A 14,225-nucleotide genomic window follows, 5' to 3' on the forward strand; every position below is an offset into this window, starting at 1 on the left:
GTGGGGTGTGTGGGGGGGGGGGGGGGGGTTTTTTTTTTTTTTTGGGGGGGGGGGGGGGGCGGCCCCCGCCCGGGGGGGGGGGGGGGGGGGGGGGGGGGGGGGGCCCCCCCCCCCCCCCAAGGATGGGACGGGTAGGGGCGGCGGGGGCGAAGAAAACCCCCTACCCCGCCACCCCCACCAACGCCCCCATCACCCGCAAGTCCTCCCCCATCTCCGGATGCCACTGCACCCCCAACACCCACCCGGAACCAGCACCCCCAACCCCCGGCTCCACCGCCTCCACCGTCCCGTCCTCCGCGTACGCCGACGCCACCAGCCCCCTCCCCAGACGGTCCACCGCCTGGTGATGGAACGTCGGCACCGACGTCGCCTCCGGTACCGCCTCCGCGTACCGCGTGCCCGGCACCGGCTTCACGGTGTGTTCGCCGAAGACCCCCGGAGTCACCGCGTGCCCGTCGATGTGCTGCACCAACGTGCCGCCCAGGGCCACGTTCAGCAGCTGCATGCCCCGGCAGATCCCCAGCAGCGGCGTCCCGGACGCCAACGCGGCCTCGATCAGCGCCAGTTCCCACGCGTCCCGCGCCTCGGCGGGCGGCCCGCTACGCGGGTCGCGATCCGCTCCGTACCGGGCCGGATCGACGTCCGGCCCGCCCGCGATCACGACCCCGTCGAGCCGGGCGACCGTCGCGGCGGCGTGCGCCGGATCGTCCGGCGGCAGCATCGCGGCGATGCCCCCGGCCCGCTGCACGAGCCGCGGATACCCGGCAGGCAGCAGCGCCGCGGGCAACTCCCACGCACCCCAGCGCGCGCCGGACTCCAGGTAGGTGCTGACGCCGATCAGCGGTCGTCGTCCGGCGGTCGTCACGAGGGCCTCCCTGGCAGGCAACGGGGCATCCAATGGGGCTCCGATTGGGCTTCCGATTGGGCTTCCAATGGCGTACCGCCATACCTTTGCCGACCCTCACCCCATGAGGCAACCCGCGTCTCACCCGCCGAACATCCCCCGCGCCCGCTACGCCAAGAACCCCCGCAACAGCGCCGCCGTCCCCGAGCAGTGCTCCCGCATCATCTCCCGCGCCCCGTCCGCGTCCCCGTCGAGCACCGCGTCCACCAGCGCCGCGTGCTGGCGCTGCGAGTGCTCCAGGTTCCGTACCAGCAGCGGGATGCAGTCCAGCAGGTCGTTCACCGTCGCCCGTACCGCCGCGTACTGCGAGGTCAGCGTCGGGGAGCCGCACAGTTCGGCCAGGGTGAGATGGAGGAGCGTGTCCAGGCGGCGGTAGTCCGACAGGGGCGCGTCCTGCGTGCGCGCCAGCGCCTCCCGCAGTCGCCCCGCCTGCTCGGCCGACAGTCCGTGCTGCGCGCACAAACCCGCCGCACCCACCTCCAGCACCTCCCGGAAGCGCAGCACGTCCTCGATGTCGACCGCGCTGATCCGCCGCCGCAGCTCGTCCTCGCCACCCGCGCCGGCGTCGGCGCGCGGCAGCACGAACGTTCCGCCGTACCGGCCGCGCCGCGACTCCACCAGTCCCTGGTCCTGGAGCACCTTCAGCACCTCGCGCAGCGTCACCCGGCTGATCCCGAGCCGCTCCGCGAGCTCCCGCTCGGCCGGCAATCGCTCGCCGCCCGGTACCAGGCCCAGCCGTACGACCTGCAGAATCTGTTCCAGCGCCTCCTCGAAACCGTTGCCCGCACGCACCGGCCGCAGCACCGGCGTCAACCGGTCCTCCAGGCCGCCCTCAGCGTCCAGCGCCATCTGGCCGTGCCCCCTTCCCAAGCAATGGTTCTCCGCAATACCTTATGGCTTCCGGCCCGGCTGAAAAAACGCGCAGAAGCCGAAGGAGCTTTCCCGTGGCAGACCGCACACCCCCGCTGAGCGTCGACGAACTGCACGCCCTCGTCGCGAGCGGTGAGATCGACACTGTCGTCCTGGCCTTCCCCGACATGCAAGGGCGGCTCCAGGGCAAGCGGTTCGCCGCCCGCTTCTTCCTCGACGACGTCCTGGAGCACGGCACCGAGGGCTGCAACTACCTCCTCGCCGTCGACACCGAGATGAACACCGTTGATGGGTACGAGATGTCCTCTTGGGAGCGGGGGTACGGCGACTTCGCCATGCACCCGGACCTCTCCACGCTCCGGCGGCTGCCCTGGAACACCGGTACGGCCTTCCTCGTCGCCGACCTCGCCTGGAACGACGGCTCCCCGGTCGTCGCCGCGCCCCGCCAGATCCTCCGCCGCCAGCTGGAACGGCTCGCCGAGCACGGGTTCACCGCGAAGGTCGGCACCGAGCTTGAGTTCATCGTCTTCAAGGACACGTACGAGCAGGCCTGGGACGCCCACTACCGCGACCTGACCCCGGCGAATCAGTACAACATCGACTACTCGGTGCTCGGCACCGGGCGCATCGAGCCCCTGCTGCGCCGCATCCGGAACGAGATGACGGGCGCCGGGCTGATCGTCGAGTCCGCCAAGGGCGAGTGCAACCCGGGCCAGCACGAGATCGCCTTCAAGTACGACGACGCCCTCGTCACCTGCGACCAGCACGCCGTCTACAAGACCGGCGCCAAGGAGATCGCCAGCCAGGAGGGCTACTCGCTCACCTTCATGGCCAAGTACAACGAGCGCGAGGGCAACTCCTGTCACATCCACCTGTCGTTGGCCGACTCGGACGGGTCCAACGTCATGGCCGGTACCGCCGCCGATCCCGGTGGCATGTCCGAGGTCATGCGGTACTTCCTCGCCGGGCAGCTCGCCGCGCTCCGGGACTTCTCACTCCTCTACGCGCCCAACATCAACTCGTACAAGAGATTCCAGCCCGGTTCCTTCGCGCCGACCGCCGTCGCCTGGGGCTACGACAACCGCACCTGCGCGCTGCGGGTCGTCGGCCACGGGCGGTCCATGCGGTTCGAGAACCGGCTGCCCGGTGGTGACGTCAATCCGTACCTCGCGGTCGCCGGGCTGGTCGCCGCCGGGCTGTACGGCATCGAGCAGAAGCTGGAACTGCCCGAGGCGTGCACGGGCAACGCCTACACCGGCGAGTACGCCCATGTCCCCACCACCCTGCGCGAGGCCGCCGAGCTGTGGGAGAACAGCCCCGTCGCCAAGGCCGCCTTCGGTGACGAGGTGGTCGCCCACTACCGCAACATGGCCCGCGTCGAACTCGACGCCTTCGACGCCGCGGTGACCGACTGGGAGCTTCGCCGCTCCTTCGAACGTCTGTGATTCGAACTTCCGTGAGAGGTCCTTCCTTGTCGTACGAGCATGAGCTGCGCGTCCTCAATCCCGCCACCGAGGACGTCGTCGCCACCGTCCCCGCCGCCACCCGCGAGGACGTCGACGCGGCCGTCGTACGGGCCACGCACGCCCAGGCCCGCTGGGCCGCCCTCGCGCCCGCCGACCGCGCCCGGCTGCTGCGCCGCTTCGCCGCCACCGTCGACGAACACCTCGAAGAACTGGCCCAGTTGGAGGTGCGCGAGGCTGGACACGTCATCGGCAACGCGCGCTGGGAGGCCGGCAACGTCCGCGATCTCCTCGACTACGCGGCGGGGGGTGTCGAGCGGCTGACGGGTCGTCAAATCCCGGTCGCCGGCGGTCTCGACATCACGATCCTCGAACCGCTCGGCGTCGTCGGGGTCATCGCGCCCTGGAACTTCCCGATGCCCATTGCGGCTTGGGGGACAGCCCCCGCGCTCGCCGCCGGCAACGCGGTCATCCTCAAACCCGCCGAGACGACTCCGCTGACCGCCCTCCGGCTGGCCGAACTCGCCCTGGAGGCAGGCCTTCCCGAGGGGCTGTTCCAGGTGCTGCCCGGTCACGGCCCCGTCGCGGGCAACGCGCTCGTCGAACACCCGGGCGTAGCGAAGATCGTCTTCACCGGATCGACCGGCGTGGGCAAGCAGGTGCTGGCGAAAGGGTCGGCGCTCCTCAAGCGTGTCACCCTCGAACTCGGCGGCAAGAGCCCCAACATCGTCTTCGCCGACGCGGACATCGAGGCCGCGGCAGCCGCCGCCCCCATGTCCTTCCTCGACAACTCCGGCCAGGACTGCTGCGCCCGCACCCGCATCCTCGTCCAGCGCTCCGTGTACGACCGCTTCCTCGAACTCCTCGCCCCCGCCGTCGAGTCCGTCCTCGTCGGCGACCCGGCCGACGAGAAGACCCAGATGGGCCCACTGATCTCCAGGGCCCAACTGGACCGCGTACGCGGGTACGTCACCGACGACCTGGCCGGCATCCGGGGCGAGGCGCCCGCGGGCCCCGGCTTCTGGTTCCCGCCGACCGTCCTCACCGACGTCGACCCGCACGCGCGCGTGGCCGTCGAGGAGGTCTTCGGCCCCGTCGCCGTCGTCCTCCCCTTCGCGGACGAGGCGGAGGCGATCCAGCTGGCCAACGGCACGGACTACGGCCTCTCCGGCTCCATCTGGACCCGGGACGTCGGCCGCGCCCTGCGCGTCTCGCAGGCCGTCCGGGCGGGCAACCTGTCCGTCAACTCGCACTCCAGCGTGCGCTATTGGACCCCCTTCGGCGGATTCAAGCAGTCCGGGATCGGCCGCGAGCTGGGCCCGGACGCCCTCACCGCCTTCACCGAAACCAAGAACGTCTTCATCAGCACCATCTAGACCATCTAGCACGGAAGGCCCGCACAGTGACCGCAGAGAGCATTTGCAGGCGTCTCGTCGGCCGTACCGCCGTCATCACCGGTGCCGGCAGCGGCATCGGCCTCGCCACCGCGCGCAGGCTCGCCTCCGAGGGCGCCCACGTCGTCTGCGGCGACGTCGACGAGACACGCGGCAAGGCCGCCGCCGAGGAGATCGGCGGGATCTTCGTCAAGGTCGACGTCACCGACCCCGAGCAGGTCGAGGCGCTCTTCAAGACGGCGTACGACACCTACGGCAGCGTCGACATCGCGTTCAACAACGCCGGTATCTCACCGCCCGACGACGACTCCATCCTGGAGACAGGGCTGGAGGCCTGGAAGCGCGTCCAGGAGGTCAACCTCACCTCCGTCTTCCTGTGCTGCAAGGCCGCGATCCCCTACATGCGGCGCCAGGGCAAGGGCTCGATCATCAACACGGCGTCGTTCGTGGCGAGGATGGGCGCCGCGACGTCCCAGATCTCGTACACGGCCTCCAAGGGCGGCGTCCTCGCCATGACCCGTGAACTGGGCGTCCAGTTCGCCCGCGAGGGCATCCGCGTCAACGCCCTCTGCCCCGGCCCGGTCAACACCCCGCTCCTCCAGGAACTGTTCGCCAAGGACCCCGAGCGGGCCGCCCGCCGGCTCGTCCACATCCCGGTCGGCCGCTTCGCCGAGGCCGACGAGATCGCCGCCGCCGTCGCCTTCCTGGCCAGCGACGACTCGTCCTTCGTCAACGCCACCGACTTCCTGGTGGACGGCGGCATCGCGGGCGCGTACGTCACTCCCGTGTAGGGCGACAGCCGTACGTCGGCCAGGGGTGCGCCCCTACAGTGCCGGAATGAGCACGACGCCACCGCCCGGCTGGTACCGCGACCCGGCCGCCCCGCACACGGAGCGCTGGTGGGGCGGCACGGCCTGGACCGACCACTGGCGCACGCCCGAAGCGCCCCCGCCCCCGCCGCAGCCCGGCGGGGGCGGGGGCCGGGCCAAGGCGACCGTCCTCGCGGCGGCGGCAGGGGTCCTGGTCGCGGCGATCGTCGCGGGCGCGCTCGTCCTGAGCGGCGGCGAGGACACGGGTACGACGGTGAGTACGGGGACGAGTTCGGGGGCGAGTACGGGTACGGGCCCGACCGTCGCGGACACCCCGCCCCCAGCCGCCACCTCAGCCCCCGCCCTGGTGGCCGACGAGCTGAACGGGATCACCTTCCCACTCCTCGACGGCTGGGTCAGGCCCGAGTTCGTCACCGAGGACGACCTCGTCATGACCACCGACGGCACCTACGACTGCCCCGGCGACCCCGGTGTCTGCCACCACGGCCGGGTCGTCTCGCGCACGGTCACCGAGAACGCCGAGACCTCGCCCGAGGCTCTGGCCAGGGCGGACATCGCGGACGCGGCCGACGACGCGTACGACCGCGACCGCATCGGCAGCCGGCCCTTCGGCGGGATCACGGGGCACCGGGTCGTCGGCTCGGGCACGGTCGCCGTCGCGGGCCGCGCCGGGTACTTCGTCCGCTGGCGGGTCACCACCGAGGCCGGGCCCGGCGGTTACGTCCAGTCGCTCGCCTTCCCGTCCAGCGTCGGTACGGGGGCACCGGTCGTCGTCCGCTTCGCCGTCGACGCGGGTCCGGACGGGCCGCCGCTGACCGACCTCGACAGGATCACCGAGGGCATCCGGCCGATCGGCGACGCGGACACCGGCGGGGGAGTGGGCAGCAGCATCGGCCCGTCGGACTGAGCGGACATGTTCCGGCGCGCTACAGAGGTGCGCTACAGGAAGGTGTGGCCCTCTCCCCGGTACGTCGGGACCGTCGCCGTCACCGTGTCGCCCGCCACCAGCCGCAGCACCTCGAACCGTTCGCACAGCTCACCGGCCTTCGCGTGCCGGAACCACACCTTGTCGCCGACGAGCAGATCGTCGGCCGGCGAGCCGAGCAACGGCGTCTGCACCTCACCCGGGCCCTCCTGGGCGTCGTACCGCAGCCCCTCCGGCAGATACGGCACCGGCAGCCGGTCCGCCCCCGCCGCGCCGGACGCCGGATAGCCGCCGCCCAGCACCGTGACGACCCCGACCCCCGGCCGGCGCACGACGGGCAGGGCGAACAGCGCGGCCGGACGCCCCCTGAACGACGTGTAGTTGTCGAAGAGCCGCGGTACGTAGAGCCCGGACCCGGCGGCGATCTCGGTGACCGCGTCCTCGGCGGCCGTCGTCTGCACGCTGCCCGTACCGCCGCCGTTGACGAACTCCAGGTCGGGCACGACGGCCCGCACCGCCCGTACGACCGCCGCGCGCCGCTCGACGAGTTCGCGCCGGGCCGTGGCCTGCATCAGCCGGATCGCCCGCGACCGCACCGGCCGTCCCGGGATCGCGTCACCGACCCCGGCGATGTGCCCTTCGTACGCCATGATCCCCACGAGCCGGAAACCGGGCCGCCGGGCGATCACCCGGGCCAGATCGGCGAGTTGGCCGGGGGAGCGCAACGGCGACCGCCGGGCCCCGACGCGCACCCGCCCCCCGAGCAGTTGCAGCGAGGTGTCCAACTCCAGGCAGACACGCACGACTTCGCGCCCGCCGCCCCGGGCGTCGTCGATGAACCCGAGCTGGGCCGGATCGTCGACCATGACGGTCACGGCGGCGGCGAGTTTCGGATCCGAGGCCAGCTCGGCGAAGGCCTTGCGGTCCGCCGACGGATAGGCGAGCAGGATGTCGTCGAACCCCGACCGCGCGAGCCAGAGGGACTCGCCGAGGGTGAACGACATGATGCCCGCGAAGCCCTCCCGGGCCAGCACGCGTTCGAGCAGGGCCCGGCAGCGTACGGACTTGCTGGCGACCCGGATCGGCTTGCCCGCGGCCCGCCGCACGAGGTCGTCGGCGTTGGCGTCGAAGGCCTCCAGATCGACGATCGCGAGCGGTGCGTCGAGGTGAGCGGTGGCCCGGTCGTAACGGGCCCGGTCAGCGGCGCGGGCAGTCATGAACGAAGCCTGCCAGACACGATTACCGCAGGGTAGGGGGACGATCCGGGCAGAAGCCACGGTGCCGCGGACTGGTTCCCGCTCGGTGGGTGTCAACCCGTAGAGTGACGCTTCACGCAGGGAGGAGCCACCGCGCGCGAAGGTACGCGCCCGGATGGCGGCACGCCCGCGCGGGTATGCGTGCCCGGGACGGCCGCGTCCCGCGCCGCACGGATTTTGGAACGGGGGGTGGCATGAGTACGGAAGCGCGCCGCGCCTCCATCCCTCCACGTCCGACCACTCCGCCGGACACGGACGAGACCGCGGAGGACGGGAGGAGCACGCCGGACGGCGCGCACCGCCCGCCGACTTCCGGCCCGCCCGGACCGCGGCCGTCGACGGACGCCCCGACGGTCGGCCGCAACGGCGCGGGCAGCACGCCTGGCTGGAACAGCGCGGGCACCACGGGCGAGCGGCCCGGTGGGGGCAGCGAGGGCGCCACGGCAGATTTGCCCGGTGCGGGCGGTGCGGGCGGTGCGGGCGGTGCGGGCGGTGCGGGCGGTGCGGGCAGCACGGGCGACCAGCCTGGCGCAGGCGACCGGACCGATGCGGGGCGCATGGCCGGCAGGCCCGGCGCGCCCGACGAGGCGACGACCACGACGTCCGGGCGTACACCCGGCACCACTGGTACGCCCCGCTTCCCGCACCTGCGTGCCCCCTCCCGCGAGGGCACCGACCCCATAGCCCCGCCTCCGCCGCCGCGCTCCTCGGCGCGGCTCCCCGACGGGCCGCCCGTCGGCCGTGCCCCGGCGGCACCGCGCCCCCGGCCCGACCTGCCGCCGCGCCCGACCCACCAGCCGCCCGTGGCACCCTGGCGCCCGACCGCGCTCACCGAGACCGACCCGGAGACGACCCGGCGCCTCCGCAAGGCCCCGCCGACCGCCCAGCCGCGCACGGGCGAGACGCCCCCCAGCCCCAACGGCCGTCCCGGCACAGGCCCTCAGCCGCGCTCCACAGACACACCCCGCACGCCTGACCGGCCCTTCGCCCCCGGTGGCCGCTCGTACCTCCCGGACCCGTCCGACCGGTCCCAGGCATCGGGCGCCGCCGAGATGCCTCCGGCGCCGGCCGACCCTCCACGCCCGGCGGGTGCGCCTTCGGCCCCGGCCGGTCGCCCGTACCTCACGGGCGGGCCTGTGGCCGGCTCTCCTGCGCCTGCTGATCCGCTGCGCCCGATAAACAGGCCTTCGGCCCCAGCCGCCCGCCCGTACCCCATGGGCAGGCCCGCAACCGATCCTCCGGCGCCCGCAGATCCCCCGCGCCCGACAAGCGGTCCCTCGGCCCCCGGCGGCCGCCCGTACCTCTCGGACCCGTCCGCGACCGACCCGCCCCAGGCGCCGGGCAACCGTCCCGGCACCGCCGGGAGTGGGCCTTCCGCCCCGGCCGGTCGGCCGTATCTCTCGGCTCCGTCCGAGACCGGCCCGCCTCAGACGTCGAGCAACCGTCCCGGCGCCACCGAGATGCCCCCGGTGAACGTGCCCTCCGGCCGCCCGTCTGTCTCGAACCCGTCCGTGCCCGACCGGCCTGACACGCCGGGCAGCGGTTCCCGCGCCGCCGGGAACGCCCCGGCGAGCGCGCCTTCCGCCCCGGTCGGCCGCCCGTATCTGCCGAACGCGCAGGTGCCGGACCCGCTCCAGGCGTCCAACGGGCGTCCAGGCGCCGCTGAGATGCCCCCGACGAACGCGTCCTCCGCCCCGTCGTACTCGCCGGCGCCCGACCCGCGCCAGAGATCGGGCGGCCGTCCTGGCGTCGCGCAGGTGCCTCCGGCGAGCGCGTCCTCCGGCCCGGTCGGTCGGCCGTACCCGCAGGTGTCCGACCAGCCCCAGGCGCCCAACGGCCGTCCCGGCGCCGCCGAGATGCCCCCGCCCCCCGTCGACCCCCCGCGCCCCGCACCCGGCATGCCCGACCCCGCGCTCTCCTGGAACGCCCCCTACGGCGGTGACTCCGGTGTCGGTGGGTCCGGGCGGCCCGTTGTGTCGCTTGCCGAGCCCGATGTGTACGGGATCGGGGGGCGGTACCGCTCCTTCAGCGGGCGGGTGTTGCTCGCCGCTGTCTGTGCCGTGGTCGGGCTCGGGCTCATCGGGGGTGCGCTGACCGGGAGTTGGCTCACCGGGGACGGGTCGGGGGACGCCGGTGCGCGTACCGCGTTCACCGCCGCCGCCGGTCTCTGGCACAGCGTTCCCGTGGACGAGTTGTTTCCGCCCACCATCGACGGCGACGGGGCCGGGCCCGGTGGCGCCGACCGGACCTGGACCAGGATCGCCGTCGCCCCGGACAGCGGTTGTGCCGATGCCTTCGACCCGCTGCTGCTCAAAGCCCTCGCGCCCGTCGGCTGCCAGCGCCTCCTGCGCGCCACCTACACCGACGAGACCCAGAGCTACGTCACCACCGTCGGCCTCCTCTTCACCAAGGCCGACGCCACCGCGATGCGCGCCCTGCGCACCCGCTTCAGCAACGAGAAACTCGACCAGCGGGCCGACCTGATGCCCCGGCCCTACGCCGCGAAGAACACCCTCGCCGCCGGCTTCACGGACGCCCAGCGCGCCTCCTGGACCATCTCCGTCCTCACCGACGCCCCCGTCGTCACATACGCCGTCTCCGGCTGGGCCGATGGTCGGAAGGTCGACTCCCCGCAGCCCGCCGACGCGGCCATGGCCACCGGCGCCACCACCGCCCCCGCCCAGGCGGGCCTCGGCCACGAGGCGAAGGGCCTGGCCGACCGCGTGGAACGGGCCCTGCGCAAGACCGTCGGCTCGGCCGCGAAGCAGCAGTCATGATCCGGACCCGCACAGCCCGCAGCGGGCTCCTCGTCCTCCTCCTGGCCGGCTCGCTCTCCCTCCTGCCCGCCACCAGCGCGTACGCCGACGGCATCCGGGCCCAGCAGTGGGCCCTCGACGCCATGCACACGCAGGAGGCCTGGCGTACGACCAAGGGCAAGGGCATCACGGTCGCCGTGCTGGACACCGGCGTCGAGGCCGACCACCCCGACCTCGTCGGCAATGTCCTGGCAGGCAAGGACATGGTCGGCTTCGGCGCGAGCCGGGGCGACGCCGCCTGGGCCAGGCACGGCACCGCCATGGCCGGCATCATCGCTGGTCACGGCCATGGCTACGACAACGACGACGGAGTCATGGGCATCGCCCCCGAGGCGAAGATCCTCCCCGTCCGCGTGATCCTCGAGGACGGCGACTCGGCCCGCGGCAAGGCCCGCAACACCCGCGGCAACGCCCTCGCCGAAGGCATCCGCTGGGCCACCGACCAGGGCGCCGACGTCATCAACCTCTCCCTCGGCGACGACTCCAAGTCCGCCCACCCCGAACCCGCCGAGGACGAGGCCGTCCAGTACGCCCTGGAGAAGGGCGCCGTCGTCGTCGCCTCGGCGGGCAACGGCGGCGACAAGGGCGACCACATCTCCTACCCGGCCGCCTACCCCGGCGTGATCGCCGCGACCGCCGTCGACAAGTACGGCACCCGCGCCTTCTTCTCCACCCGCCGCTGGTACGCCACGGTCAGCGCCCCCGGCGTCGACGTCGTCATCGCCGCTCCCGACGAGCGCTACTACGAGGGCTGGGGCACGAGCGCCGCCGCCGCCTTCGTCTCCGGCGCCGTCGCCCTCATCAAGGCCGCCCACCCCGGACTGACCCCGGCCCAGATCAAGAAGCTCCTGGAGGACACGGCCCGCAACTCGCCCGACGGCGGCCGGGACGACTCCCGTGGCTACGGCTTCATCGACCCCGCTGCGGCCATCAAGGCGGCGGGCAAGCTCAAGCCGGAACAGCTCAAGTCGGCCGAGTACGGCAAGGAGTACTTCGGTACGGGCCCCGACGCGGCCCCCAAGAAGGACGACTCCGCAGGCTGGGCCGGCCCCGTCGCGGGCGGCCTCGGTGCCCTGCTCCTCATCGCGGCGGTCACACTGTGGCGCGGTCGCCGCAGAACGGTCGTCCAACCCGCCCACGACTCGTACGACGACGACTTCCCCCGGTGACTGATCCGGTGACCTGATCGTCCGTCAGGACCCGGTGGTGGTACCGGATTTCGTGGCCGTCGTCGCCCCCGTGTCCGCGCTCGCGAACACCGAGACCGCCGCCCGCGCCGCCGACTCCACCAGCGAAATCCCCTTCGCCTTCGTCGTGTTGCCGTTCGACACCACCGCGACGAGGTACTCGCGCCCGTCCGTCGCCGTGACCCGCCCGACGCTGTTGATGTCCCACAGTCCGGTCGCCGTACGCGGCAACCAGCCGTTCTTCAGGGCGAATCGGGCGCCTTTGGTGCCTCCGTCAGCCGCGGCCGACACCCCCCAGTCCTGGTCCACGGCTATGGAGCCCATCAGGCCCTGGAGATACGTCCGGGACGCCTCGCTCAGCCGCGACGACTCCCCGTTCTCCGCGAACACCTGCCGGAGCAGGGTGAGTTGATCGGCCGCCGTGGTCTGGGTCAGGCCCCACAGCATGCCCGTGCCGCCCTCGGTGTCCGTCAGCCCGAAGCGCTTGTTGGCGGCGGCGAGCCCCTTCGCCTTGCCGATCGCCGTCCACAGCGCCGACGCCGAGGCGTTGTCGCTGAGCTCGATCATCGCGGTGGCGTACCGCTTCTCCTGCGCCGTGAGACTCCGCTTCTCGTCCTGCGCCTGGAGCAGCAGCGTCGCCAGGATGTCCACCTTGACGATGCTCGCCGTGTCGAAGGCCCCGTCCCCGTACGTGGCGCTGTCGCCCGACTCTACGTCGAGCACGGCCACGGACACCTCGGCCCCGTTCTCGGCCGCGGCCGTCACCCGCTTCATCGCCTCGGACAGCAGCGTGTCCGGATCCACCGTGGGATCCGCCTGGGGTTCCACCGACGCCTCCTCGCTCACCGAAGCCGAAGCCGAACTCGACGCCGACGCCGACGTGGAGGGCGAGGGAGAGGCCGGCGACGCCGACGATACGCGGCCCGCGTGCGCCTGTGCCTTCACATACGCGGTACCCACCCCCGTACCGCCCATGACGATCGCGGCGGCGAGCACGATGTGGACGATCGACCGACGCCGGGGAGCTCTCTCAGAGGCCATGCCGCGATGCTGGCGGCCCTGACTGTGCGGTGGATTAGGCGAATGTTAGATGTGTGTCAGCGCTGACTGAGAATCTCGTGAGTCCGGTAAACAGTGGGTTTCCGGGGCGGCGAAAGCCCAGGAGCGATCCCCCGATAGGGTCGGTCACCGTGGCGAACAAGAACATTCCCGACTCCGGCTTCCCCGACGACGACGGCACCGCCGACCCCCGGCTGAGCGCCGCGCTGGCCGCCTGGGCCGAGGACCGGGGCGCCGTCGGACCGGTGCTGGCCGCGCTCAAGGGCGCCCGGCTGCTCGTCCCCGTCGTCGCGGTGCTCGGGGAGGTCGAGGAGGACGAGAACGGGCTGCGCCACGAGAAGACCAGCGACATGGCCGTACCGACCCTGAGGGCAGGGAACCGGACCGCGCTGCCCGCCTTCACGTCCACCGACTCCCTCGCCCGCTGGGACCCGGCCGCCCGCCCCGTCGCCGTACCCCTCCACCAGGCCATCCAGGCCGCCGTGCACGAGAAGGCCGACACGATCGTGCTCGACCTGGCCGGTCCGGTGCCGTACGAGCTGACCGGACCCGCGCTGCGCGCGCTCGCCGAGGGGCGTACGACGGCCGATCCGCTCGCCGATCCCGCCGTGGTCGACGCCGTACGGGCCGCCGTGGCCGCCGAGCCCGCCGTGGTCCGCGCCCACCTGGGCCCGGGACAGGCCGACGGCACCCTCGCGCTCGTACTTGACCCGGCCGCACCCCCCGCCGACGCGGCCCGCGCGGTCGCCGGACGCCTCGCCGCCGACGAGACGCTCAGGGCCCGCCTGGTGCGCGGCCTCGACCTGGCACTGCTGCCGGCCGGGGCGGTGCCTCCCGGCGAGCCCCTTTACACACGTCCCTAGCCGTAGATCGGGCCCGTGTACTTCTCGCCGGGGCCCTGGCCCGGTTCGTCCGGGACGAGGGACGCCTCGCGGAACGCCAGCTGGAGCGACTTCAGGCCGTCGCGCAGCGGGGCCGCGTGGAAGGAGCTGATCTCCGTCGTGGACGCGTCGAGCAGGCCGGCGAGGGCGTGCACCAGCTTGCGGGCCTCGTCCAGGTCCTTGTACTTGTCGCCCTCGTCGGTCAGACCGAGCTTCACGGCGGCGGCGCTCATCAGGTTCACGGCGACCGTGACGATCACCTCGACCGCCGGAACCTCGGCGATGTCGCGGGTCATGGCGTCGAAGTCGGCGTTCTGGGGACTCTGGGGAGGGGTCTCACTCATGGCCCACACGATAGGCCCCGGGGATCGCGCCCCTTTGTGCGGGCGCCGGGTACCCGCCGGTTCGCACCAGTCCCTACTTGGTGCTAACCTTTTGTAACGACCGGCTGGACACTTGCGTGCCCGGCCCACAAGTGGAGGCTCCGATCTCCCACCCGGCCATCCTCACGGACGGCGGGTCACCCGGTCAGGCGGCCACCATCGTTCCGTACGGACGATGGAGTCGCCCGATGTGCGCCCCGCGGTTGACCGCGGCGGTGCTCCGGTATTCCTTTGGAGCCCCGCCTGTGTCCCGTCGG

Annotated in this window: 12 protein-coding genes; 7 read left to right on the forward strand and 5 right to left on the reverse strand. The window is 72.8% G+C overall.

Annotation, left to right across the window (positions count from 1 at the left end; translation table 11 throughout):
• Window positions 1-160: 160 nt before the first annotated feature.
• Together ACFYXF_RS45360 and ACFYXF_RS45365 are read right to left on the reverse strand one after the other, a co-directional pair.
• Window positions 161-865, reverse strand: coding sequence for a gamma-glutamyl-gamma-aminobutyrate hydrolase family protein (locus ACFYXF_RS45360; protein WP_389359026.1), 705 nt, complete (start codon window positions 863-865; stop codon window positions 161-163).
• Between the two features lie 147 nt (window positions 866-1,012).
• Window positions 1,013-1,753, reverse strand: a complete 741-nt coding sequence (locus tag ACFYXF_RS45365) for a FadR/GntR family transcriptional regulator (RefSeq protein WP_389359028.1) — start codon at window positions 1,751-1,753, stop codon at window positions 1,013-1,015.
• A 95-nt stretch (window positions 1,754-1,848) separates the two neighbouring features.
• Between ACFYXF_RS45365 and ACFYXF_RS45370 the strand changes: the two genes are divergently transcribed.
• The 4 genes from ACFYXF_RS45370 to ACFYXF_RS45385 are packed head-to-tail and all read left to right on the forward strand — an operon-like array spanning window position 1,849 to window position 6,368.
• Window positions 1,849-3,219: a glutamine synthetase family protein gene (locus tag ACFYXF_RS45370; RefSeq protein WP_389359030.1), complete on the forward strand. Its 1,371-nt coding sequence runs from the start codon at window positions 1,849-1,851 to the stop codon at window positions 3,217-3,219.
• Between the two features lie 26 nt (window positions 3,220-3,245).
• A complete protein-coding gene (locus tag ACFYXF_RS45375; RefSeq protein WP_389359032.1) occupies window positions 3,246-4,613 on the forward strand; it encodes an aldehyde dehydrogenase family protein in 1,368 nt (455 codons plus the stop codon).
• 26 nt (window positions 4,614-4,639) lie between these two features.
• A complete protein-coding gene (locus ACFYXF_RS45380; RefSeq protein WP_389359034.1) occupies window positions 4,640-5,422 on the forward strand; it encodes a 3-oxoacyl-ACP reductase in 783 nt (260 codons plus the stop codon).
• A 46-nt stretch (window positions 5,423-5,468) separates the two neighbouring features.
• A complete protein-coding gene (locus ACFYXF_RS45385) occupies window positions 5,469-6,368 on the forward strand; it encodes a DUF2510 domain-containing protein (protein WP_389359036.1) in 900 nt (299 codons plus the stop codon).
• Between the two features lie 32 nt (window positions 6,369-6,400).
• Here ACFYXF_RS45385 and ACFYXF_RS45390 read toward each other — a convergent pair whose 3' ends face one another.
• Entirely contained in the window at window positions 6,401-7,603 is a 1,203-nt protein-coding gene (locus tag ACFYXF_RS45390) for an amino acid deaminase/aldolase (protein ID WP_389359038.1), read from the reverse strand.
• A 233-nt stretch (window positions 7,604-7,836) separates the two neighbouring features.
• Between ACFYXF_RS45390 and ACFYXF_RS45395 the strand changes: the two genes are divergently transcribed.
• Window positions 7,837-10,419 carry a hypothetical protein gene (locus ACFYXF_RS45395; RefSeq protein WP_389359040.1) on the forward strand — a complete coding sequence of 861 codons (2,583 nt, stop codon included), beginning with the start codon at window positions 7,837-7,839 and terminating at the stop codon, window positions 10,417-10,419.
• The gene (mycP, locus tag ACFYXF_RS45400) at window positions 10,416-11,627 is read left to right on the forward strand and encodes a type VII secretion-associated serine protease mycosin (RefSeq protein WP_389359042.1); all 1,212 of its coding nucleotides are present in this window, start codon (window positions 10,416-10,418) and stop codon (window positions 11,625-11,627) included. Before ACFYXF_RS45395 ends, mycP begins: the two co-directional genes overlap by 4 nt.
• Before the next feature lie 24 nt (window positions 11,628-11,651).
• Here mycP and ACFYXF_RS45405 read toward each other — a convergent pair whose 3' ends face one another.
• Window positions 11,652-12,686 (reverse strand): serine hydrolase, encoded by a 1,035-nt coding sequence (locus ACFYXF_RS45405; protein WP_389359044.1) that lies wholly within the window; start codon window positions 12,684-12,686, stop codon window positions 11,652-11,654.
• A gap of 149 nt (window positions 12,687-12,835) precedes the next feature.
• Between ACFYXF_RS45405 and ACFYXF_RS45410 the strand changes: the two genes are divergently transcribed.
• Entirely contained in the window at window positions 12,836-13,567 is a 732-nt protein-coding gene (locus ACFYXF_RS45410; RefSeq protein WP_389359046.1) for an SseB family protein, read from the forward strand.
• Here the strand turns inward: ACFYXF_RS45410 and ACFYXF_RS45415 are convergent.
• Window positions 13,564-13,929, reverse strand: a complete 366-nt coding sequence (locus ACFYXF_RS45415) for a DUF1844 domain-containing protein (protein WP_389359048.1) — start codon at window positions 13,927-13,929, stop codon at window positions 13,564-13,566. The genes ACFYXF_RS45410 and ACFYXF_RS45415 overlap by 4 nt on opposite strands.
• Between the last annotated feature and the right edge of the window lie 296 nt (window positions 13,930-14,225).

Source organism: Streptomyces sp. NPDC002680 (genome assembly GCF_042889145.1).
GTDB classification, from domain to species: domain Bacteria; phylum Actinomycetota; class Actinomycetes; order Streptomycetales; family Streptomycetaceae; genus Streptomyces; species Streptomyces adonidis.